Origin of the sequence: Anaerolinea thermophila UNI-1 (assembly GCF_000199675.1) — a bacterium.
Taxonomy (GTDB): domain Bacteria; phylum Chloroflexota; class Anaerolineae; order Anaerolineales; family Anaerolineaceae; genus Anaerolinea; species Anaerolinea thermophila.
Map to the genome: position 1 here is coordinate 63,015 of NC_014960.1, position 23,502 is coordinate 86,516.

Below are 23,502 nucleotides of genomic sequence, written 5' to 3' on the forward strand. Positions count from 1 at the left end.
CGGTGGGTCAGTCGGTGAAGACGGGCAGATGCCCCAGCGCAATAATCTGCGACCACTTGGCGCGTTCGCCCTCGGTGAGGATGGCGGCTTCTGCCACCACCTCGGCGCCGGCTTTCTGCAGTAACATGCGCATCCCCTGCAGGGTGGAGCCGGTGCTGATGACGTCGTCCACGATGATGACCTTCTTGCCCTTCATCATCTCGCGGTCTTTTTCGTCCAGGTAGAGGGTCTGCGGTTGACCGGTAGTGATGGAGAGGGTCTCGGCGCGCAAAGCGTCGCCCATGTAGGGTTTGTAGGATTTGCGCAGAATCACATAGGGCTTGCCGGTTTCCACCGAGAGGGCATGCGCCAGCGGGATGCTCTTGGCTTCGGCGGTGACCAGTACATCGTACTCCACGGCGGTCAGTTTTTCCGCCAGGGCGCGGGCGCAGGCAGTCACCAGTTCGGTATCGCCCAGGATGTTGAGGATGGCAATGCGCAGTCCGGGCTTGATTTCGAACAAAGGCAGTTCGCGGTGCACGCCGGCAATATCAATGGGATAGGTCTCGCGTTGAGTCATGGCAGTTCACTCCTCTGAAAGATTCACAAATGAGGCGCACAGCGCCTGTTTTTGAGCATGGGAAAGGCGTTTGATCTGGCGTTCGCGGCGCATGGCAGTGGCGCGGTCGGGTTGAGGCTCGATATACGCCAGGCGCACAGGCAGACGGGTGCGGGTGTAGCGCGCGCCGCGCCCAGCGTTGTGCTGGCGGGCGCGCCTCTGCGGGTCGGTCGTCCAGCCGGTGTAGTAGGTGCCATCAGCGCATTCCAGCAGATAGCAGTAGCAGGCGCTCACCGCCAACGCTCCCCGGGAAGGATTAATCGCGTTTGGGACGGATGCCCAGCAGGCGTCCAATGGATTCGCCAAAGCGCGGCATGCCGGGCGATTTTTGCTCGCTGGCTTCGGGATACTGATTCTTAAGGCGCTGACTCCACCAGGACTGGCGTGCCTGGCGGGCTTGCTCAAAGCGGGCGTGCAGGGCTTCGCCGTCCTGGCGGGCAATGGCGTCGCGCATCTCGACCAGTTCGCGGATGAAGTGATCCAGCACTGCCACCAGCACCTCGTGGCTGACAATCTGATTCTGTCCCAGTTTGCCCTTCTCTTCGAAGAAGAAAGCGGGTTCGGTCATGCGGGCGTACATCTGCCCGGCAATCTTGCGGATATCCGACCAGCCGGGCTGTCCGGCGGTGGCGTTGACCAGCGCCGCCGAGAGCAGTTCCGGCAGTAAGTGGCTGGATGCCAGCAAGCCGCTCACCTCTACCGCATCGGAGAAGATGGGCTTGGCGCCCAGCATCTCCGCCAGGCTTTCCGCCAGCGTCAGCGCCGAGGAATCCGTGCCTGCCGGGGCGGTAATCATCATCATGGTGTCTTTGAACAGGTCTGCCTGCGCCGAAGCCGTGCCGCGGTCGCTCTCCAGCAGGTATTTTGCTGAGACGGTTGGGGTGAGGGTGACAAAGTAGCGGTCTTCGCGCGGCAAGACCTTCTGCGCCCAGACTGTCGAGGTTGCCGGGATGGGTGAGGTATCCACCACCGTACAGCCGGGCTTGAGGTACGGGGCAATGGCTTCCAGAGTGAAGCGCAGTTCATCGGCGGGCAGGGAGAGGATGACCACATCGGCGTTCTCCACCGCGGCGGGCAGGGTGAAGACCAGTTTATCCACCGCGCCCATCTTCTGCGCCATGCGCGCCATGTCGGGGTCTTTGTCGTGTCCCACGCGGTGAATTTGCTCGGCGGCGTTTGCCAGAGCCAGCCCAAAGGATGCGCCAATTTGATTCAGCCCGATCAGGGTAATCTGTACGCTCATTGGAACTCCTACCTCCGTTTCCAGAAACTTGCCAGACACGGGGAGAACGCTCAGGATGAGGTTCTCCCAAAACAATCAATACACCAGCGCCCGCAACAGGTTGCCGATGGGCGGGTAGAGCAGGGTGCCAAAAACGTCAATGCCCACCCAGGGCAGGACGAACAGAATCACCATGAGAAGCATGGGACCCATCGGGCGGATGCGCTCCAGCGCCTGCGCCCACGAGGGCGGCAGGAAGAATTCGATGATTTTATCGCCGTCCAGCGGCGCCAGCGGGATGAGGTTGAAGAACATCAACAGCAGGTTGATGACAATAAAGTTCAAGAGGAACTGCGGCAGAAAACTGCTCCCGCTTATGGCTTCATTCACGGGAATCAAGCCCGCGCGGAAAGGAATTGCCGCCGCCAGCGCCAGCAGGAAGTTGGAAAAGGGTCCCGCCAGCGCCACCAGCATGGGCGCCGCCGTGGAGCGCCGGCTGAGTACGTAAGGGTTGATGGGCACGGGTTTTGCCCAGCCAAAACCGACGAAAATCATCATTAACGATCCCAGCGGGTCAAGATGCGCCAGCGGGTTGAGCGTCACCCGCCCGTACATCTCGGGGGTGGGGTCGCCAAAGGCTTGCGCCGTGCGGGCATGGGCGTACTCGTGCAGGGTGAGCGCCACAATCAGCGTAATGGCACGGGAGATTAAGGAAATAGGGTCTACATTAAACATAAACACACCGCCTGTATGGAGCGATTATAACATGGGGTATAATGAAGCGCATGTTACCGGACATTCAATTGAACGATATCGTCACCCTGCGCAAGCCGCATCCCTGCGGGGGGTATGAGTGGAAGGTGGTACGCCTCGGCGCCGATATCGGTCTGGAGTGTCTGACCTGCGGGCGGGTCATCCTGCTTTCACGTCGTGAACTTTCCCGCCGGATGAAGAAAATCCGCTCTGGAGAATCCCATGATTCCACCCCTCCCCGCTGAACCGCGGCGCATCGTCTTTTTGTTCTCGGATACCGGTGGCGGTCACCGCAGTGCCGCCGAAGCCATCATCGAAGCCCTGGATGTGCTGTATGAAGGGCGCATCGCCTGCGAGATGGTGGACTTTTTCAAGCAGTACGCGCCCCCGCCGATGAATCTGGCGCCGGAAATTTACCCGCCGCTCTCGCGCATGCCGGCGCTGTGGGGCATGGGCTACCGCATCTCCGATGGACCGCGCCGTACGCGGGTGTTTTACTCCGCCATCTGGCCCTATGTGCGCCGCCACATCCAGCAGTTGATGGCGGAGCACCCCGCCCATCTGTATGTCTCGGTGCATCAGTTGATCAATACCCCCATGGCGCGCGCGCTGGCAGGCACGGGCATCCCGCTGGTGACGGTGGTGACCGATATGGTGACCACCCACGCCGCCTGGTACGCGCGCGGGGCAACGCACGTGGTGGTGCCGACCGAAGAAGCCTTCCGCCGCGGGGTAAACGCCGGGCTGTCGCCGGAGCAGATGACCGTGGTGGGCATGCCGGTTGCTCTGCGTTTTCAGCGTCTGAACGAAGCCCGCGAAGACATCCGCCGGCGGTTGGGTTGGAACGAGAATCTGCCGGTGGCGCTGATGGTGGGCGGCGGCGAGGGCATGGGACCGCTGGAAGAGATGGCGCGGGCGGTGGATGAAGCTCAACTGCCGGTGACGTTAGCCATCGTCACCGGGCGCAATCAAGCCCTGCGCATGCGCCTGGAACGCCGCCGCTGGCACATCCCCGTGCATGTGTACGGCTTCGTCACCGAAATGCCCGCCTTCATGCGCGCCGCCGATATTCTGGTCAGCAAAGCCGGTCCGGGGACCATCAGCGAAGCCTTCATCTCCGGTTTGCCCATTCTGCTCTACAGCAAAATGCCCGGACAGGAAGACGGCAACGTGACCTACGTGGTGGAGACCGGCGCCGGTTTGTGGACGCCCACCCCTGAAGAACTGGTGTCTGCCCTGCGCCGCTGGCTGGAGCATCCCGAGGAACTGCGCCGCGCGGCTGAGGTGTGCCGTCAACTTGCCCGCCCGGACGCCGCCAGCGAGATTGCCCGCATTCTGGCGCGCTACGCAGGGATTTCGTAACCCCTCATTTGTACTCCCGCACCCTTCGACAGGCTCAGGGTGCGCCAGCGTGCGCCGAGCCTGTCGAGGCGCACACGTTCCCCTTCTTCGCGTCCTTCGCGCCTTCGCGGTGCCCCCCATTTATGTCGTTACACCCCCGCAGGGAGTTCTTCCTTTTGTTGCGCCCTTCGCGGTAAGTCCTCACCCCTTCCAACCCGCCAAAAAACTTGCCCCGCCGGGTGCGGGGCAAGAGGGTTTGGCGCACGGAGAGAGTCAAAGCATCAGAACGCCATATCGGGCTTCCAGACCTTCCAGACTTTGCCCGCCAGTTCGGGTCCGGGCTTGAGCGTGGGTTTGCCGGGCTGCCAACCCGAAGGCGTGACCTCACCGGTTGCCACGACATGCTGGAAGGCTTTCACCTGCCGAATCAACTCGGCAACGTTGCGCCCCACCTCGGGCGTGAGCACCTCCATGGCGCGGATAACGAAATCGGGGTCAATGATGAAGCGTCCGCGGATGTCCACCCCGGCATTTTCGTCATACACACCGTAAATACTGCCCACCCGTCCGCCGGCATCGGAGAGGAGCGGGAAAGGTACCCCTCCCTCAACCATTTTGGACAATTCTTCTTCCTGCCAGATTTTGTGGGAGAAACGGCTGTCGGTGCTGATGGCGAGCACTTCCACTCCCAGGGCTTGCAGTTCAGGATATTTGACGGCAACTGCCGACAGTTCAGTGGGTCAGACAAAGGTGAAATCGCCCGGGTAAAAGCAGAGGACAATCCACTTGCCTTTGTAATCCGAAAGACGAATGTTCTTGAAACCATTCCCCACCAGAGCGCTCAACTCGAAATCGGGTGCGGGCTTGCCCACCTGTGCGCGAATCATGGGTACCTCCTTTGGAACTACTACCGTCTCGGTTTGTTCGCTCATCTCCACAAGCGGACCTCTGGACGGCTTGACACAACCTTCCGGCTCGGACATAGTCCCTCCTTTTCCCCCGGTGCCAAACCTGATGACTCTGCTTTTTTCATTGTAGCACGCTTCAGAAGAAAAAATCCGCCGGAAATTTTTCCAGCGGATGGGTAAAGCGAAATGGGATTGAGCGGCTAATCGTCTTTGTTCCTGTGATCGCCGTCATCCTCATGATCGTCGTCCGATTGGGTGGGTTTGGGAGTGCTCTTGCCACTGCGGTCGTGATCATCGTCATGGTCATCGGTGCGGGTAGGTTGCAGGGTGCTTTTGTGATCATCGTCTTTATCATCGTGGGGGGTTGAGGTGAGTGAAGTATCATCATCCTCGTCATGGTTGTGGCATTGATTGCTCCATACTTTACCGCTGGAGTCGGTCACAGTGCAGGCTTCAATTTTGTAACTTCCGCCTTTGCTGTAGTCGTCGAAGCGTCCCACCACCGTCACGGTCATGCCATTGGACAGAGCGCCCGCCACGCCGTCTTCCTCCACATCCACCACAATCTGACCAGTGCCGTCGTTGAGCAGGAAGAGTTCACGAGAAATCACATTGACCATCCCGCTGAGCGAAACCATTTGATTGAGATATGCACCAGGGTTCGCCAGCAATTGGGCAATGGTCAGCGAAACGGCAGGAATGGGGGTGGGTTGCTGGGCAGGCGTTTCCTGAGGGGAGAATGTTGCCGTGGGGAGCGCGGTTTCGGTGGGCGCGGGCTGGAAGGGGGTGGGTGTGGGTGTGTCATCGGCGCCCGATTGCGCCTGAAGGGCGGTATCGTTGGTTACCCGTTTGCCGAGCACCAGGGCGGGCAGAGAATCTGCCGAAACCGGACTGAAAAAGCCCATCACCGTTGTCCCTACGAACAGCAAAATGGCGGACACAACTGCTGAAGCGAGGGTGAGAACCAGAATTTTGCGAGACATGCGTACCTCCTGAGTACCTTTAACTTGATTTGTCTTACCTGCTTTCCATCATAATTGCCCTTCCTGAAAGGAACCTGTAAATAACCTGAATTTTTGCTGAAAAAAAATCCGGCTCAGATGTTGACGATTCTTCCCCACGCTGGTATAACACATGCCTGTGTTGATTGCTGACCTGCCTCACTTTCCTTTCTGGATGATCATTTTGCACCCCTGCCACTCCGTGCGGGGAGGGTGAGGCTGTTGGCTTGTGGATGCAGAATGTCCAGGCTCACCGGAACATGCCGGGGAGTTTTTTTACTGGCACAACCTTTTTATTGACCGGAGGTCTTTTCATCATGGCGAACGAAAGTGTTCACAACCAAGCTCCTGCCAAACGCAGTGGCTTTGCCACCGCGCTGGGCGCACTCATCGCTACGCTGGGCTCTGCCATCGGGTTGGGCAACATCTGGAAGTTTCCCTACCTGACCGGCGAGAACGGCGGAGCGGCTTTCCTTGTCCTGTACCTGCTGGCGACCTTCCTGGTAGGCTTACCGGTGATGATCAGCGAGATTTTGCTGGGGCGCGCCGGACGCGCCAATGTAATTACCACCATGCGCAAACTGTCTCCCTCGCCGCGTCAGCCCTGGTGGTTGATTGGCGCGGCAGGGGCGCTTTCGGCGTTCCTCATCATGGCGTTCTACACCGAGGTGGCGGGCTGGGTGTTTGCCTATGTGGTGCGCTCGCTCACCAGCAACATCCTCTCCACCGACCCACAGGTGACCCTGCAAACCTTCAATGCGCTGGTCAGCGACCCGTTTCAGTCGCTGCTCTGGCAGTGGGTGGTGCTGATTCTGGTGGGGGGCATCATCACCTTTGGGGTGGCAAAGGGCATTGAAGCCACCACCAAACGGCTCATCCCCCTGCTGTTCATCCTGCTGCTCATTGTGGACGTGCGTGCCCTCACCCTGCCGGGGGCGGGAGCAGGGCTGGCATTCCTCTTTAAACCCGATTTCAGCAAGATTTCGACCACTGCCGCTTTGATTGCCCTGGGACTGGCGTTCTTTAAACTGTCCATCGGTATGGGGGCGATGATCACCTACGGCAGTTACTGGAAGGACGATCAGAACATCCCCTCGACCACCCTGCGGGTGGTGCTTTCCGACCTGGCTGTTTCTCTGCTGGCGGGTATTGCCATCTTCCCGGTGGTTTTCACCTACGGGTTTGAGCCTGCGGCGGGGACGAAACTGCTCTTCATCACCCTGCCGGCGGTCTTTGCGCAGATGCCGCTGGGCAACGTCTTCATCTTCCTGTTCTTCCTGCTGACCAGTTTTGCCGCCACCGGCGCGATGGTCTCGCTGGTAGAGGTGCTGGTTGCCTTTGCCAATGAGCAGTTCCACCTTTCGCGCAAGGCGGCAACGTGGATCACCGTGGGACTGCTGGCGCTGGTGGGGTCAACGGCGGCACTGTCCAACAGCACACTGGCGGGCTTCACTCCCTTTGGCAAGACGCTCTTCGACCTGTACGATTTCGTCACCTCAAACGTGCTGTTGCCGGTGGGCGGGCTGTTCATCGCCATCTTTGTTGGCTGGGTGCTCAAGCCAGAACAGGTCATCGCCCAACTGACCAACGGTGGAACGCTCTCCAACCATGGAGTGGTGAGGGTGTTCCTGTTTGTGGTGCGCTATATCTCCCCGTTGCTGGTGCTGGTGGTTCTGCTGGATAGCCTGGGGGTGTTCTAGAAGGACAAGCCCAAAACACTTGTTCCCCTCTCACAGTGCAGACGACGGCGCTTTCCCGCCGTCGTTTTTTTTCACAGGAGGGCTTCTCTTTCAGAACTTCTCACCGGGGCAGATTGGGCGCATAATTAACATCCGTTCGCATGTTCCTCCTGTAAACGAAGAAGGCTGTTTTCTATGAGACTCAGACGTTTGGAAGTAATTTTTCTGCTCGGCGTGCTGCTGGTGCATTTGAGTGCTGTACTTGCTCCAGTGGATGCTTTGCTGGATCGGTGGTTCACAACCGATGATGCGTTTTATTACTTTCAGGTGGCGCGCAACATCAGCGAAGGCAAAGGCTCAACCCTGGATGGCATCCATCCTTCCAACGGGTATCACCCCCTATGGATGGCAGTGCTTGTCCCCGTTTTCACGCTGGCACGGGTAGATCTGGTTCTGCCCCTGCGCCTCACCGTGCTTCTCTCGGTGCTGATGTCAGCCGGTACGGGCATTTTGCTCTACCGTTTTCTCTCCCGCTTCCTGCACCCGGGGCTGGGGATGCTGGCGGCGGTGCTGTGGGTGTTCTTCCCGCCGTTGCATCAAATCATCACCCGACAGGGCATGGAGACAGGGCTGAATGCCTTCTTTGTGATGCTCTTGCTGGTGGAAGTGCAGGCTTTGCTTTCCCGCCCTGCCGGTCAGGACACCTTCCGCGACGCCCTGCGCCTGGGGTGCATCGGCGCTTTGACGCTGTTTTCCCGGCTGGATAACATTTTCTTCGTGGGGTTTGCCGGGGTGGTGCTGATCTTCCGGGAACGTCGGGCATACCTCTTCTGGTTGGGGTATCTGATTGCCGGGGTCAGCGCCGGCATGCTGGCGTTTTTCTTACGGGTGGGGTTTCCGCGTTTTTTGATGGAGTTTCAGCGCGGGCTGGATGTGTTTGTGGGGGTCAGCACGCTGCTGAAACTGCTGATGGGCTTCGGACTGGGATTGTTCACCCCCGTCTGGAAAGGCTGGCGCAAGGAACTGCTTGGGGTGGCTCTGAACGCCGGACTTTCTGCCGCGGCTGGCGGGGTGGCAGTGATTGGGTTGAGCGCCGCCGGGGTGGTGGGCAGTTTCCCCCGCCTGACGATTGTGCTGGATGCGGTGTTGAGTGGGGTATTCTTCCTGGCGGTGCGCCGGGGGATGGTCCGGAAAACGGCGATGCCGGATGAGGCGCTGTCGCCGATGGATGAACTCCGCCGTGCCTTGCCGCTGTGGCTGAAGCGCGGGCTGGGCTATTTCCTGCCTCTGGGGGGGCTGTTAATCGCTTATATGCTGATGAACCTGCAGGTCTTTGGCACGCCCACCCCCGTCAGCGGGCAGGTCAAACACTGGTGGGGGACGATTGCCGATGTGGTGTATGTCAAACCGGTTCACTCCATCCCCGCTCTGTTCGGGGTGTTTTCTCCGCTGGGGCAAAGCCCGTGGTGGTTCCTCTTCCAGCCGGTGACCCTGCTGACCGGCGGGCAAAGCGGTACAGCCTGGACGGCGGGGCTTTTGCTGTTCTGGCTGGGGGTGGTGCTGGAAGGCGTTCGCCGTGGGGTGTGGCGGCGCGGTGGGCAGGGCGTGGACATGCTCGCTGTGCTGTTTATGGCTTGCCTGATGCACATCCTCTACTACACCAGCAGTGATTATGCCAATATGCGCCCGTGGTACTGGGTTAACGAGACCCTGGCGGGGATGATGCTCCTCTTTTTTGCGCTGGATGGCTGGTGGGCAGGTGTGCCTGCACCCGGGCGCGAAACCCGGGTCAGGCTATGGAGCGCGCTGGCGTGCGCCGGGCTGTGGCTGTGGGGAAGTTTCCAGGTGCTGGAGTCCTTCGCCCTGCAAAAGCCCACGGTGCCGGCGTATTACCTGCAGGAAGCGGCGTACCTGGAAGCCTACACTCCGCCGCAGAGCAAAATCGGCATGCCCGGCGGGGGTGCCACGGCGTACTTTGTCCGCCATCGCACGGTGATTAACCTGGACGGCTTGATTAACAGTTACGCCTACTTCCAGAGTTTGAAGGACAATCGCGGGCGGGAGTTTCTGGATCGCCTGGGGCTGGATTACGTTTTCGGCGCTTCGGGGGTCATTGAACAGTCTGCGCCGTATTACACGCTGCTGGCAGAGCGCCTGGAGCCTGTAGGGGAATTTGAGGGATTTCGCCTTTATCGCTATCGCGTGCCGTAAGGCGGAAGGTTAGCGGGACGAGTCGTAGTAAATTTCTTCGATGTGCATGGCGTTTTGCACCTGGGCAATCACGCCGGAGTAAGGGCGCAACAGGAAAACGGCGCTCTGCGCCATCAGCACAGCAACCAGCAGGGCAAGCAGTCCCCGCCTCAGCCATGCCCGCCGCGACACGGCAGGGAACCAGCCTTCCACCAGGGCGGTGGGCAGGGTCAGCGCCGTCGAGAATAACGGCACCATCACCGGCAACCAGTAGTGGTCGGGCTTGACCGAGACAAACCATAGGAGGTACACGGCTTGCGGGAGAATGTAAGTCAGGATGAGACCGTTGAAGCGCTGATTGGGTCCCCGCAGGCATCCCACCAGCAGAGAAAGCCCCAGAAATGCCAGGAAGAGGGGATGCCCGTACCAGGTGGAGAGGGTCCATTTCCAGAAAGCCGGTCCTTTCTGATAGTAGGGCGAGGCATCTTCGTAGCCGCTTCCCAGCACTTCCACTTTTTCGGTCTGGATGCGCATCAGTTCCTGACGGGCGCCTTCGTTGTAGAGGAAGGGGTTGGAGAGGACCAGCGCCAGCAGGGCAACGACTACGAACAGAGCGCCTTTGGTGAACACCTGAGGCAGGGTGAGGCGTTTCTGGCGGTATCCCATGAACAGGTAAATGGGAATGGTCAGGAAGAAGAAGACCCCGGCAAACTTAATGCCCACGGCTACCCCACAAGCCGCGGCTGCCAGCCAGAAAAAGCGCCCAAAACGCAGGTCATCACGGCGCAGGAAGACCAGCACCAGCGTTACGGCAAGCACCGAAAGGGCATCGGGGTGCCACCACTGAAGATGATTGCGCACAAAGGCGGGGACGAGGAACATCACCGCTGTCAGAGCGAGGCTCTGCCAGAGGGTGCGGAAACGCGTCTGCTCGTACACCAGCAGAAGGATGGCTAACAGCATGGGCAGGACGCTGATTGCCTGGCGCAACAGCAGCAGGTTCAGCGCCGTGTAATTGGTAAATTCCGCCCCGTAGATGAGGCGTACCGGCAGGACAGCCAGGGCTGAGAAGAAGTAAAAGGGATAACCGTAATGGTAATCGCCGTAGAGGACCCAGCGGCTGAAGAGGTCTTTGAAGTCGCTGGCAGGGGTGAGCATGCGCACCACATACTGGTAAGTGACCGGCTCATCTAAAGAGGTCACCAGCAGCATGCGCTCGCTTTGCGCGCCGCGCGCATTCGGGAAGATGAGGGCGATGAAGTACAGCAGGGCTATCAGAAAGAGCCACCAGCCTGTGCGCTTTGGTCCCGGGGTCATAGGTTTCCTTGAAGATGTCAAGATGCTGAAGAAACAGTCTGGTTTATACCACAAGTACAGGGAATGGGGTGAGAATTATTGCTCTGGAAGCCGGAACATCCTCGTGAAGAGAGCGGTTTTGTGGGGCGGTTGACGCAGGAATCGGCGGGATTGCTTCCAATGCAAACGTGCCATGGACTTGCCATGGCACGTTTGAGGCTTCAAAGAGGTGCAGAATTACGGCTTGCGGTTGCCGCCGCTCTCATTGCCGGGTCCGGGACCGTAGCCACTGCCGGGGGTGGGGGTGCCATCCGTCCAGGGGTTCTGGCTGCCGCCTCCGGTGGGCGTGCAGGTGGTGCAGTCGCCCGTGCCGGGTCCGGGACCGTAGCCACTGCCCGGGGTGGGGGTCTCATCCGTCCAGGGGTTCTGGCTGCCGCCTCCGGTGGGCGTGCAGGTGGTGCAGTCGCCCGTGCCGGGTCCGGGACCATAGCCACTACCCGGGGTGGGGGTCTCATCCGTCCAGGGGTTGCGGTTCTCGCCCGGCTCGGCGGTCTGCATGGGCGCATTCTGGCGCAGGCGCTGGCGTAACTGCTCCGGTTCGGCAATGCCCTGTTCGACCAGGCGCTGCTGTTCCTGGAGCATCTCGCGCACTCTTGCCGGCGAGGCGGTTGAGGATGCCCACTGCATCTGCTGGCGCAGGGTTTCCTGCACGCGCAGAAGCGCCTGGCGGGCTTCTTCATCGCCCAGTTGCAGGGCAAGGCGGGTGGCTTGTTCCAGATGCGTCTGCCAGCGCGCCAGTAAGGCTTCGGAAGGGGCTTTGCCCATTGCCATCAGGCGGTTGGCTTCTTCGGCGCGCCGGTTGGCAAGTTCCAGCATCAACGCCAGTTGTGCCTGCTCGCGGGTGGTCAGTTCGGTGCGCACCTGCTCGGTGAGCAGTTTGACCGGATAAAGCGGCTCATCGGGCAGGCTGTTCTGGGCGGCTACCGCCGTCACGCCCGTCCCTCCAAACAAGAGGGAGACAATCAACATCAGAGTGACCAGTGGGGACATACGAAATACCTCCTTTTTTGTGCCGAATAACCTGTTCCATACAGTAAGACGGGCAACAGGGGCTGGAGATACGGGTATGCCTTCGGATTTCATCCTGCGGGCTTCGGCAAGAAAGGCTTCTTTTCCGCGGGCATGCGATTCGGCACGGCGTTCCGGCACCACGCGGAGCGCTTCCAGCGTTTGCAGGACTTTCTTTTCTTCGGGCGTGAATTTTTCTCTCATCCTTGCTCTTCCTTTCCCAGCCATCGCCGCAGAGATGCCAGAGCGCGGTGTTGCAGAGACTTGACCGCGCCTACAGGTTTTCCCACTGCGCGGGCGATGGCTTCATTGTCCCAACCTTCGAGGAATTTCAGTACCACCACCTGCCGTTGATCGGGGGTGAGCGCCATCAGGGCGCGGCGCACCCGTTCCCGTTCCAGGAGAAGGTCTGCCTGCGCTTCCAGCGAGGGGGAGTTTGCCTGTTCCGGGGTGGTTTCGTCCTCTGCCAGTTCCTGCCAGCGGGCGGGGTTGCGCCGAAAGATGTCGGTGATCCAGTTGTGCGCCATGCGGTACAGATAAGCCTGCAGATGGCTTTGTGGGCCCCCTCCGTGGCGCAGTGCCTGTAAAAAGCGGTGGAAGGTGTCGGCAACGCATTCCTCCGCCAGGGCTTCATCCCCCAGCAGGCGCAGGGCATAAAGGTAGAGGGGCGGGCTGTAGCGGTCATACACCTCCGCCAGCGCGTCCAGGTCGAAGGCGCGGGCTTTCTCCAGCAGAGCGGCTTCCTCCATGTCATTCATTCTATAAGACGTTATACCACCTTCCGGAGATACGGGCAAAAATGGCTTTCCGGGTTTCAGGTAAAGCGCGCTTTTATTGACTTTTCAGATATACCATAAGGATATGGGTGGTTTTTCTGGAAACTAATCCCGATGGCTGGGCGTCTTATGCATAGCCCTGGTCGAGGAGGAGATCCATGTCCCGGAAAACGCTGGTCTGGTTGATTCTCACTGCTCTGATTCTGGTCGGAGCGGTGGTACTGGTTGAGCGGGTGGTGCATTACGCCAGCCTGCCCAGCAACCTGCCCCCCCAGGAAGTTGTCGTGGTGGGGCAGAATCGTTTTATCCCCGGCACGCAGGCGGCACTGCGCCTGCAGGTGCGCGACCCCTTCAAAGGCAATCCCATTCCCGATGCCGAAGTCAGCCTGGCACTGCGCCCCAAAGCCGGCGGCAATGCCCTGACCCTGTACACCGGCAGGAGCGATGCCAACGGCATGGTGGAAGCCTCTTTTGTTGTGCCAATGGTGGATGCGCCCGAGCAAACCCTGCTGGTGACGTCCAAATCCCCGCTGGGTACGGAGCAACTGGAGCAACCCGTCCATGTGGCGCGCGAGTACCGCGTCCTGCTGAGCAGTGATAAGCCGCTCTACCAGCCCGGGCAGGTGATTCACCTGCGCGCGCTGGCGCTGGACGCCTTCGACCTGCGCCCGGCGGCAGGGCGCGACATCACCCTGACCATCGCCGATGGCAAGGGCAACAAGGTCTTCCGCAAGACGCTGACCACCTCAGCCTACGGCGCGGCGTGGACGGACTTTCAACTGGCGGATGAGGTCAACACCGGTGAGTACAAAATCACCGCGCAGATGGGCAACACCAGCAGTGAAAAGACCGTGCGCGTGGAGCGCTACGTCCTGCCCAAGTTCAAGGTGGAGATGCGCACCGAGCGCACCTACTACCAGCCCGGTCAGCACGTCAACGGCACCCTGACGGCGAACTACTTCTTCGGCAAGCCGGTGGCGGGCGGCGAGGTGACCCTGGAAGGCTACACCTTCGACGTCCAGCGCAACACCGTCTTCACCCTGGAAGGCACGACCGACGAGCAGGGGCAGTACACCTTTGCGTTCGACCTGCCCGTCTTCATGACGGGGAGCGAACTGGAAGGCGGTATGGGGCGCTTTTACCTGCAAGCCACCGTCACCGATGGCGCGCGCCACGCCGAGACGGCGAACCTCTCCCTGCCGGTCAGCGCAAACGGATTGGTAGTGGACATTGTCCCCGAGGGCGGGTATGTGCGCGCCGGTTTGGAGAACATCTTCTACCTCTTCACCCGCTACCCCGACGGCACGCCCGCCGAAGCCACCGTGCAGGTGACCTTTACCGACAGCAATACCACCTTCACCGTGCAGACGGATGCCTACGGCCTGGGCGAGGTGCGCGTCATTCCCCCTCAGCCGTATGTGTACATCACCCTGCAGGCGCAGGATCGGCGCGGAGCAAGCGCCTACCGCGAGGTGAGTTTTGAGGGCGAATGGACGGGCGAGAGCATCATCCTGCGCCCGGATAAGCCCGTGTACCGCGTGGGCGAGACGATGAACCTGACCCTCTTCAGCACGCAGGCGCAGGGTACGGTGTATCTGGACATCGTGCGCGGCGGGCAGACCCTCAGCACGCGCAGTGTGCCGCTGCAGGGCGGGCGCGCCGAAGTGGCGGTGGATCTCTCGCCGGAGATGTACGGCACGCTGGAACTGCACGCCTATAAGATTTTGCCTTCCGGCACCATCACCCGCGACACCCGCCTGGTGGTGGTTGACCCGGCGAACGACCTCAGCCTTGCCGTCCAGCCCGGGCAGGATACCTATCGCCCCGGCGAGGACGCGCAACTGGATGTGCAGGTGAGCGGAGCGGACGGCGCGGGGGTTGCCGCGGCGCTGGGCATTGCCATTGTGGATGAATCGGTGTTTGCGCTGGCGGAGCAGGATCCCGGCTTTGCCCGCCTGTACTTCCTGCTGGAGTCCGAAATCCTCACCCCGCGCTACGACCTGCACGGCTACGAACTGCCCGATCTGGCGTACAGCCAGCGCTTTGAGCAAACCTCGCCCACCCTGCGGCAGGATGTGGAGCGGGCGGCGCGGGCATCGCTGGCAGAGGCGGTGCGTGCAGGTGGCAAGAGTGCCTTCAGTCTGGCGGCGTCCTCGCGCCCGCAGAGTCTCAACCGCGCCAGGCAAATGCAGGTGTCCTTCTTCAACCGCCTGAGCGGCGTGTTCTTCCCCGTCTTCCTGCTCACCGCCGCGGGAGCAGTCTTTGGTGTAGTCTGCGCGCTGGCGCGGCAGAAGCGCTTCTGGCGCAGTTTCTTCACCGCGCTGGGCATCCTGCTGGGCTTGATTCTGCTCATCCTGCTCATCCCGTGGGGTAACTATTCCTGGGATCGCTCCATCGGCGGGCGGTTGACGGGTTTCCTGCAAACCTTCTTTGAGAAAATGGATGCGCTCATTGTGCTGTTCCCGCTGGTGGGCTTGCTGGGCATCTCCGGGCTGGCTGGCACTGCCATCCGCCGCCGCGATTGGACGCTGGGCGGTACGGTGCTTCTGCTGGTGCTTGCCTTTGTCAGCCTGGTGCTGTTCCTGATTGCCGGGCGCTTTGGCAACCGTTTCCCGTCAAGCGGCGGGCTCATTTCTCTCTTAATCTTTTACCTGCTGGTGATGCTCAGCGGGTGGGTGCGCACGGCGGGCTTCCTCTGGGAGCGCGCCTTTACCCCGGCATTCTTCGGAGCGGCGCTGGCAATCTTCCTCACCCTGGGATGGACGCCCATGCTGATGATGATGGGCGCCGCCTCAGCCCCCGCGCCGATGGCGGAAGACTTTGGCGTTCCCGAACGCCGTCTGGTGCAGGGAGCCGTGCCGATGGCGCCGCAACCCACGCTTGCCCCCGGCATGGTGATGGAAAAAGGTGTGGAAAGCGGCGGGGAAAGCCAGCAACCCGCTCAGCAGGAACCGCGCCTGCGCCAGTACTTTCCCGAAACCATGATCTGGATTCCCGACGCCGTGACCGATGAGAACGGCTTCCTGCGCCTGAACTTCCCGGTTGCCGACAGCATCACCACCTGGCGCATCACCGCGCTGGCATCCAGCGCCGATGGCAGGCTGGGCAGTGTGGATGCTCCCCTGCGCGTCTTCCAGGATTTCTTCATTGACCTCGACCTGCCGCTGGCGCTGACGGTGGGCGATGAGATTGCCGTGCCGGTGGGGGTGTACAACTACCTGCCCGAACCGCAAACCGTGCGCCTGGTGCTGGAACAAGCCGAATGGTTCGACCTGCTGGACGAACCCGAAAAGAGCATGACCATCGGCGCGAATGAGGTCAGTGTGGTTTACTTCCGCATCCGCGCCAAAGCCTTCGGCGCGCAACCCTTCAAGGTGACGGCGTATGGCTCGCGCCTTTCGGATGCCATCCTCAAATCGGTGCAGGTCTATCCCGACGGCAAGCCCATCCGCCTGAGCGCTTCCGACCGTCTGGAAGCGGGCAAGCCTTTCCAGCAATCCTTCTTCTTCCCGCCCGAAGCCATCCCCGGCACGCAGAAAGTGCTGGTGAAGGTTTATCCGGGGGTGTTCAGTCAGGTGGTGGAAGGGCTGGAGAGTCTTCTGCGCATGCCTTTTGGGTGCTTTGAGCAGACGTCTTCGATTACCTATCCCAACGTGCTGGCGCTGGATTACCTGCGCACTTCGGGAAAAAGCGCGCCGGAAGTGGAGATGAAAGCCGAGGAATACATCAACCTGGGGTATCAGCGCCTGACCACCTTTGAGGTGGCGGGCGGCGGCTTCTCGCTGTTCGGCAATCCGCCCGCCGACCGCATGCTCACCGCCTACGGCTTGCAGGAATTTGCCGACATGGCGCGCGTGCATCCGGTGGATGAGGCGCTGGTGCGCCGCGCCGCCGACTGGCTGATGAGCCAGCAAGCCAGCGATGGCTCTTGGGAGAACGACCGCGGGCTGGTGCATGAAAACACCTGGCAGTCGCTGGGCAACGACCGCCTGCCGGTGACCGCCTACGTGGTGTGGAGTTTGATTGACGCCGGTTTCGTGGACGAAAGCGCCACGCAAAGGGGGATCATTTACCTGCACGGTCACCTCAACGAGGCGAAAGACCCCTACGTGCTGGGTCTGGTTGCCAATGCGCTGGTTGCCGCCGACCGCGCGCACGGCGCAGACATCGGCACCGATGCCAACGCCGCGCTGGGAGAACTGGCACTGCAGGCTCAGCGCAACGGCTCGCAGGTTTTCTGGCAGAGCAGTGTGGCGACCTTTACCGGCGCAGAAGGGCGCACCGGCAGTATCGAGACCACGGCACTGGCGGCGCTGGCGATGTTACGCGCCCAGGTCTATCCCGACCTGACCAACGGCGCACTGGCGTACCTGATTGCTCAGAAGGACTCGTTCGGCACCTGGCACAGCACCCAGGCTACCGTGCTGTCGCTCAAAGCCCTGCTGGAAGGCATCCGCATGGGGGGTGAGAAAATGGATGCGCGCGTCACCCTGACGCTCAACGGCGGGCAGACGCGCACCCTGCAGGTGACGCCGGACAACTTCGACGTGGTGCAGATGGTGACCTTTGACGATGTGCCGCTGGGACGCGAGAACGTGGTGGAGATGACCATGGAAGGGCAGGGCAACCTGATGGCGCAGGTGGTGGGCAGTTACTACCTGCCCTGGAGCCAGATGAGCCGTTACCCCGACCTTTTCCCGATGGATGAAGGGCTGGACTTGCGGGTGACCTACGACCGCACCGAGTTAAGCGTGGCTGATACCGTCACCGTGCAGGTGGCGGCAACCCTCAAACAGGAAGGCGCACGCGCCGAAGCGGTGATGCTCGATTTGGGCATTCCGCCGGGTTTCAGCGTGATGACCGAAGACCTGGATGCGCTGGTGACGCGCTACAGCGACGTCCTGCCTGCCGAGACGCGCCTGGAGCGCTACGAACTCACCGGGCGGCAGGTGCTGATTTACCTGACCGGCATGAAAGGCGGCGAACCCTTCACCTTCACCTACCGTTTGCGGGCGCGCTTCCCCCTGCGGGCGCAGGCGCCCTCGGCGCTGGCGTACGATTACTACAACCCGCAACAGCAGGGCGAACTGCCGCCGCAGTTGCTGGTGGTCAACCCGTAAATCTTACAGGCGCTGGCGGCTCAACGCCCAGGGCGAGTCGTCAGCCATCAGTGGACGCAGGCGCAGGCGGAAGTAATGCTCTTCCGCCTTCACCTGATCCCGCTCCAGCCTGCCGGGACCGCACGAGGCACTGCCCAAGCCGGAGTGGAAGGGGTCCACGTGCAGGATGACTTCCGGCACGCGGGTCAATTCATGCGGGTGGCGGGCTTGCGCGAGGTCTTCAACGGTGTAGTGGTGGGCGCTGAAGAAGAAGGGGGCTTCGGCGCACACGCCCAGCCCGTTGCCGGCTTCGTCGCGCAGGCACACCCAGCGCACTTCACTGCGGGTGCCGTTTTCCTGCGGGACGACATACGGCACAAACAGGTCATCCACGTGCATCTGGTACACGCCCACGCGGGCGCTTTCCTGCCGGTCGCTGTAGGCTTCATGAGGACCGCGCCCGTACCACTGCACCCGCTCCATGCCGGGCTGTAAGACGGCTTCGATGCCCAGGCGCGGCAGGAAGGGCAAGCCGCTCACCGCGGGGACGAAATCCACCTCGATGAGCAGGTCGCCGCTGGTGTAGAAGGTATAGGTGGTGGTCAGGTCGAAGGCGGCGCGCGGCAGGTAGATGTCGCTCACCCCGCGGGAGAGCAGTTCCTGCACGTCGTAGGGCAGGCTTTGACCGCGCTCCAGCAGGAAGGCGCGGGCAGTTTCCAGCAGGTCGGCGATGCGCCCGCTCTGCGCCATCACCTGCACCAGGGCTTGGGTGCGGGCAGTTTTCTCCACCTTCTTGGGCAGGTCGTCCTTCACTCCCAGGCGGGCAATCAGCGCGTCCAGGGCGGCATCGTCAAAGTACACGTTCAAGCCGTTCTGGAACAGGCGCAGGCGCTGTTCGGCGGTTTCAAAGGGCGGCAGGGTGATGTGATTCGGCACTGCCAGGCGCGAATGCACCACCATGCGCGCGCTGTAAGGGCTGAGGGCGCGGAAAAGCACCTGCGAGACGCTCTCTTCCAGTTGATCGTAGCCCGCGGCGCGCCAGCGCAGGGCGGCGCGCTCGTCTCCCCAGGTGTTGAGGTCATTTTCGGTGGGCGCGCGCCAGATCTGCACCTTTGGCGCCTGCGCCAGCAGTTCGCGCCCTTCGATTTGCAGGGAGACCAGTTTCCCCGCGGCGCGGTCGAAGCACGCCGTGACCGCGCCGCCGTTGAGGGTGACCTGCGCGCCGTCTTCTTTGACCGTCAGCGCGGGCATCTTCTCAAGCGGCACGGGGAGCGGGGCAGTGCGCGGGATGGGCAGGACAATTTGCTCCCAGGCAACTTCATGACCGGCGGGCGCCCAGGGTTCATCCTCTTTCAGGCGGAAGGATACTTCCAGAATGACTTCATGCTTGCTTTCGTCGGGCAAAGACTCCAGCGGCAGGACGATTTCGCGGCTTTCGCCGGCGGATACGGGCGGAACGGGCATCTCGCCGCTCTGCCAGACCTCGCCCGCGCTGGTCACCTGCCAGCGCAGGGTCAGGTGGCTCAAGTCGCGGAAGGCGTAGCGGTTGCGCAGGCTCAGGCGTCCCTGCAGGGCATCCACGGCTTCCACGCGCACCGGCTCATAGACCTTTTTGACTTCCCAGTAGGCGGGGTGCGGGGTGCGGTCGGGGAAGACGATGCCGTTACAGCAGAAGGAAAAGTCCGAGGGGGAATCGCCAAAGTCGCCGCCGTAGGCGTACCAGCGCCGTCCGTCGGGGGTGGTGCGTTCCAGTCCCTGATCCACCCAGTCCCAGACGAAGGCGCCGCACAGGCGCGGGTAGGTCTCGATGATGTCCCAGTAGTCCTTGAGGTTGCCGGGACTGTTGCCCATGGCGTGGGCGTACTCGCACAGCACAAAGGGGCGGGTCTCGCCGGGGGCGGTGGCGTACTCCACCAGTTGATCCAGGCGCGGGTACATGGCGCTGAGGATGTCGAGGTAAGGCTCATTGCGCGCCGATTCGTAATGCACCGGTCGGGTGGGGTCGTGGGTGTGCATCCACTCTGCCAGCGCGGCGTGGTTTTCGCCGTAGCCGGATTCGTTGCCCATCGACCAGATGATCACCGAGGGGTGGTTGCGGTCGCGAATCACCATGCGGCTTCCGCGCTCCAGGAAGGCGGTGCGCCAGGCGGGGTCTTTGGCAAAGCGATCCCACAAGCCGTGGGATTCGATGTTGGCTTCGTCAATCAGGTACAAGCCGTACTGGTCGCACAGGTCGTACCAGCGCGGGTCGTTGGGGTAGTGGCTGGTGCGCACGGCGTTGATGTTGGCTTGCTTCATTAAGAGGATGTCCTGAATCATCGACTCTACGGTGATGGCATGACCACTCTGCGGCAGGTGTTCGTGGCGGTTGACGCCGCGCAGGATGATGGGACTGCCGTTGACGAAAATTTTGCCGTCGTGTACCTCGACGGTGCGGAAGCCCACCGGGTGGCGCAGGACTTCCAGCAGGTTGCCGTGCGCGTCGCGCAGGGAGAGGATGAGGGTGTACAGGTTGGGGGTTTCCGCCGTCCACAGGGCGGCATCGGGTACATCGTCGGAGAGGACGAAGGTTTCCTCGGACTCGCCAAGCAGGTCAAAGGTTGCCGAGCGCACCCAGCCGTGCGCGGGGTTGCCCGCCGGGTCGTAGAGGGCGGCTTCCAGCGTCAATCCCTGGAAAGAGCGGGCGGACTGGTTCTTGAGGAAGAGGGTCACTTCCAGGCGGGCGTGGCGGTAGTCATCGGTGAGGGGGGTGTGGATGACGAAATCGCGGATGTGCGCCGGCGGGCGGGCAATCAGATAGACATCGCGGAAGATGCCGGAGAGGAACCACATGTCCTGATCTTCCAGGTAACTGCCGTCCGACCAGCGGAAGACGCGCACCGCCAGCACGTTCTCACCCTCTTTCAGGTAAGGGGTGATGTTGAACTCGGCGGGCAGGCGGCTGTCCTTGCTGAAGCCGACCATTTTGCCGTTGAGGTACACGTAGAACGCCGAGTCCACGCCTTCAAAGACGAGGAAGACCTGACGCTCGCGCCACGTCTCCGGCACGGAGAAGGTCAGGCGGTACGAACCGGTCTCGTTGGTGTCGTGCGGCACTTTGGGGCAGGCGCTGGTATCGAAGGCGTAACTGGACGCCAGATAGCGGGGGATGCCGTAGCCCAGCACCTGCCAGTTGGAAGGCACGGGCAGGGTATCCCAGGCTGAGTCGTCGAAGTCGGGGGCTTCGAAACCGGCGGGGGCGTCTTCAGGGGTAGGGGAAAAGTGGAATTTCCACGAACCGTTCAGTAAAAGGAAGTAAGGACTGCGCTCGCGCTCATTGCGCAGGGCGTCGGCAACATCGGAATACGGCAGAAGGGTGGCGTGCATGGGTTCGCGGTGGATGCCCTGCACGGCGGGGTTTTCCCAATCGTTCAAAGAAGTCATGAATGCCTCCTGATTCGAGCATCAGGGGATATTGTACATGAGGAAGGGAGAAGGGGAAAGCGCAGATGGGAAAAAGTTCTATCTTTATTGTTAAGAAGGTGTTATTAAAATATGAAAATGGTCGCGCGCGCCCTGATCCTGCCGATGGGTGCGGGCAAGCGTTCCTGCGAAGGCACAGTAAACGCCAGGGAAGGTCTCGGTCGGTGAACCTGTCGAGGCGCATATTCTCATCCTCTTCGCGTCCTTTGCGTCCTGGCGGTGATCTTCAGTCGTGTCACTGTACCCCCCGCGGGGCGGGCAAGGGATTGCTGAAAGGAATCATTTTTTGATCCATTTCATCATCGGAGGTGTCCTCATGGATCTGTGGAACATCCTTTCCTTCATGGCATTGGGCTTCACGCTGGGGAGCATCCCCTTTGCGTACATCCTGGCGCGGGTGTTCACCGGCAGGGACGTGCGCGCCATTGGCGACGGCAACCCCGGGGCGGCAAACGCCTGGAAGGCGGGCGGCTGGCGCATTGGATTGCTGGCGGTGTTCTTTGACCTGTGCAAGGGCTTCCTGCCGCTCTTCCTGGCTCAACGCGCCGGGCTGAGCGAGTGGGCGCTGGTGCCGGTGGCGCTCTCGCCCATCCTCGGGCATGCCCTTCAGCCCTTTTTGCAGTTTCGCGGCGGCAAAGCCCTGGCGGTCAGCGGCGGGGTGTGGCTGGCGTGGATTGGTCCGCGGGTGTTCCCTGTTTACGCTTCGCTGACCCTGCCAGTGCTGGCTCTGCAGGAAGAACACGCCTGGGCGGCATTCTCCGGCACGCTGGCACTGCTGGCGTATGCTCTCTGGCTGGGGACTTCGCCCGCGCTGATGGTCTTTGCCGCGCTGAACATGGTGCTGATTGGCTGGACGCACCGCCGCGAACTGGCGCACGCTCCCCGTCCGCGCGCCTGGGTGGGACACCTGCTTTCGCGGAGGGAGGCATGAACGGCTTACCGACCCTCTCTCTTTTCGAGCATGCCCCGCAGATGGCGGTGTTTTTCCTGACCCTGGGGGTGTTCATTGCCCTGTCCAATTTCTTCCTCGTCCGCCGTCTGGGCGATTATCCCGCGCCCAACACCTTCCCGCGTGTCTCGGTGCTGGTGCCGGCGCGCAACGAGGAAGCCAACATCGAAGCCTGCCTGCGTTCCCTGCTGACGCAGGACTATCCTAACTATGAGGTGCTGGCGCTGGATGACCACTCCACCGATGGCACGGGGGCGATTCTGGCGCGGCTGGCGGCGGAGTTCCCGCATCTGCGCGTGCTGAAGGGCGAGCCGCTCCCGCCGGGCTGGCTGGGCAAGCACTGGGCGTGCCATCAACTGGCGCAGGCGGCGCAGGGCGACCTGCTGCTCTTCACCGACGCCGATACCCGCCACGCTCCCGCCATGCTGAGGCGCGCTGTGGCGGCGCAGGTGGCGGAGGACGCCGACCTGCTCACCGCCTTCCCGTATGAAGAGGCGCATTCCTGGGGGGAGAAGTTAATTATCCCGGTGATGGGCTTCGGCATCTTTTCCTTCCTGCCGGTGGCGCTGGCGCAAAGGCTGGGCTGGCGCGGGCTTTCGGTGACCATCGGGCAGTTCATGCTCTTCCGCCGTTCGGCGTTTGAAGCCGTGGGTGGGTTTGCCGCCGTGCGCGCTCACGCCGTGGATGACGTTGCCCTGGGGCGGCGCATTCTGGAACAGGGCTTCCGCTGGCGTCTGCTGGATGCCACCGAAGAGGTGCATTGCCGCATGTACCACAATCTGCGCGAGGCGGTGGACGGCTTTACCAAGAACGTCTTTGCTTTCTTTGATTACCACGTCCTGCTCTACGTGCTGGCATGGACGTGGGTGAGCATTTGTTTCCTTGAGCCGCCGCTGGCGCTGATGGGTGCGGCGCTGAACTTTCCATTGACGGATTTCCCCCTGCCGCTGGCGCAGATTGCCGTGGTGGAGACGCTCTTCCTGTGGGTCATTGCCGCCATGCGCTTCCGCTTCCCGCCGCTGGTCATCCTCTTCTACCCGCTGAGCATTGCCCTGTTCGTGATGATTGCCGTGCGCTCGCTGGTCTTTACCCTGCAGGGAAAGGCGGAGTGGAAGGGGCGCGCGCTTTCGCGTCCTGCCCTGCGCTGGTGAGAGAAGGGG

General features: G+C 61.6%; 17 protein-coding genes. 7 read left to right on the forward strand and 10 right to left on the reverse strand.

Translation table 11 applies throughout. The features are described from left to right. Positions 1-7: 7 nt before the first annotated feature. The 4 genes from ANT_RS00310 to ANT_RS00325 form a co-directional block, all read right to left on the reverse strand. Positions 8-559: a phosphoribosyltransferase family protein gene (locus ANT_RS00310; RefSeq protein WP_013558496.1), complete on the reverse strand. Its 552-nt coding sequence runs from the start codon at positions 557-559 to the stop codon at positions 8-10. Positions 560-565: 6 nt separating this feature from the next. Next, entirely contained in the window at positions 566-832 is a 267-nt protein-coding gene (locus tag ANT_RS00315) for a GIY-YIG nuclease family protein (protein ID WP_013558497.1), read from the reverse strand. A 22-nt stretch (positions 833-854) separates the two neighbouring features. Then, positions 855-1,841 (reverse strand): prephenate dehydrogenase, encoded by a 987-nt coding sequence (locus tag ANT_RS00320; protein ID WP_013558498.1) that lies wholly within the window; start codon positions 1,839-1,841, stop codon positions 855-857. 75 nt (positions 1,842-1,916) lie between these two features. After that, positions 1,917-2,555, reverse strand: coding sequence for a site-2 protease family protein (locus ANT_RS00325; RefSeq protein ID WP_013558499.1), 639 nt, complete (start codon positions 2,553-2,555; stop codon positions 1,917-1,919). A gap of 41 nt (positions 2,556-2,596) precedes the next feature. Between ANT_RS00325 and ANT_RS00330 the strand changes: the two genes are divergently transcribed. Both ANT_RS00330 and ANT_RS00335 read left to right on the forward strand, forming a co-directional pair. Next, positions 2,597-2,818 (forward strand): DUF951 domain-containing protein, encoded by a 222-nt coding sequence (locus ANT_RS00330; protein ID WP_013558500.1) that lies wholly within the window; start codon positions 2,597-2,599, stop codon positions 2,816-2,818. Next, positions 2,796-3,935, forward strand: coding sequence for an MGDG synthase family glycosyltransferase (locus tag ANT_RS00335; protein ID WP_013558501.1), 1,140 nt, complete (start codon positions 2,796-2,798; stop codon positions 3,933-3,935). The genes ANT_RS00330 and ANT_RS00335 overlap by 23 nt, the downstream gene beginning before the upstream one ends. Before the next feature lie 260 nt (positions 3,936-4,195). Here ANT_RS00335 and prxU read toward each other — a convergent pair whose 3' ends face one another. Further along, positions 4,196-4,897 (reverse strand): thioredoxin-dependent peroxiredoxin, encoded by a 702-nt coding sequence (gene prxU, locus ANT_RS17775; protein WP_013558502.1) that lies wholly within the window; start codon positions 4,895-4,897, stop codon positions 4,196-4,198. 125 nt (positions 4,898-5,022) lie between these two features. Continuing rightward, the gene (locus ANT_RS00350; protein ID WP_013558503.1) at positions 5,023-5,805 is read right to left on the reverse strand and encodes a hypothetical protein; all 783 of its coding nucleotides are present in this window, start codon (positions 5,803-5,805) and stop codon (positions 5,023-5,025) included. 335 nt (positions 5,806-6,140) lie between these two features. On the opposite strand from ANT_RS00350, the gene ANT_RS00355 reads away from it, so the two are divergent. Together ANT_RS00355 and ANT_RS00360 are read left to right on the forward strand one after the other, a co-directional pair. After that, the gene (locus tag ANT_RS00355) at positions 6,141-7,523 is read left to right on the forward strand and encodes a sodium-dependent transporter (protein ID WP_041455120.1); all 1,383 of its coding nucleotides are present in this window, start codon (positions 6,141-6,143) and stop codon (positions 7,521-7,523) included. 174 nt (positions 7,524-7,697) lie between these two features. Beyond that, positions 7,698-9,713 carry a hypothetical protein gene (locus tag ANT_RS00360; protein ID WP_013558505.1) on the forward strand — a complete coding sequence of 672 codons (2,016 nt, stop codon included), beginning with the start codon at positions 7,698-7,700 and terminating at the stop codon, positions 9,711-9,713. Positions 9,714-9,722: 9 nt separating this feature from the next. On the opposite strand, the gene ANT_RS00365 is transcribed toward ANT_RS00360, so the two are convergent. The 3 genes from ANT_RS00365 to ANT_RS00375 form a co-directional block, all read right to left on the reverse strand. Next, on the reverse strand, positions 9,723-11,009 hold the full coding sequence (locus ANT_RS00365; protein ID WP_013558506.1) for a hypothetical protein: 1,287 nt from the start codon (positions 11,007-11,009) through the stop codon (positions 9,723-9,725). A gap of 216 nt (positions 11,010-11,225) precedes the next feature. Continuing rightward, on the reverse strand, positions 11,226-12,260 hold the full coding sequence (locus tag ANT_RS00370; RefSeq protein WP_013558507.1) for a DUF5667 domain-containing protein: 1,035 nt from the start codon (positions 12,258-12,260) through the stop codon (positions 11,226-11,228). Continuing rightward, a complete protein-coding gene (locus tag ANT_RS00375) occupies positions 12,257-12,805 on the reverse strand; it encodes an RNA polymerase sigma factor (protein ID WP_172634553.1) in 549 nt (182 codons plus the stop codon). The genes ANT_RS00370 and ANT_RS00375 overlap by 4 nt, the downstream gene beginning before the upstream one ends. A gap of 185 nt (positions 12,806-12,990) precedes the next feature. Between ANT_RS00375 and ANT_RS00380 the strand changes: the two genes are divergently transcribed. Beyond that, entirely contained in the window at positions 12,991-17,952 is a 4,962-nt protein-coding gene (locus tag ANT_RS00380) for an MG2 domain-containing protein (RefSeq protein WP_013558509.1), read from the forward strand. Positions 17,953-17,955: 3 nt separating this feature from the next. On the opposite strand, the gene ANT_RS00385 is transcribed toward ANT_RS00380, so the two are convergent. Continuing rightward, positions 17,956-21,354, reverse strand: a complete 3,399-nt coding sequence (locus ANT_RS00385) for a glycoside hydrolase family 2 TIM barrel-domain containing protein (protein ID WP_013558510.1) — start codon at positions 21,352-21,354, stop codon at positions 17,956-17,958. 355 nt (positions 21,355-21,709) lie between these two features. On the opposite strand from ANT_RS00385, the gene ANT_RS15865 reads away from it, so the two are divergent. Continuing rightward, the gene (locus tag ANT_RS15865) at positions 21,710-22,324 is read left to right on the forward strand and encodes a glycerol-3-phosphate acyltransferase (protein WP_013558511.1); all 615 of its coding nucleotides are present in this window, start codon (positions 21,710-21,712) and stop codon (positions 22,322-22,324) included. After that, entirely contained in the window at positions 22,321-23,493 is a 1,173-nt protein-coding gene (locus tag ANT_RS00395; RefSeq protein WP_013558512.1) for a glycosyltransferase, read from the forward strand. Before ANT_RS15865 ends, ANT_RS00395 begins: the two co-directional genes overlap by 4 nt. Positions 23,494-23,502 lie beyond the last annotated feature (9 nt).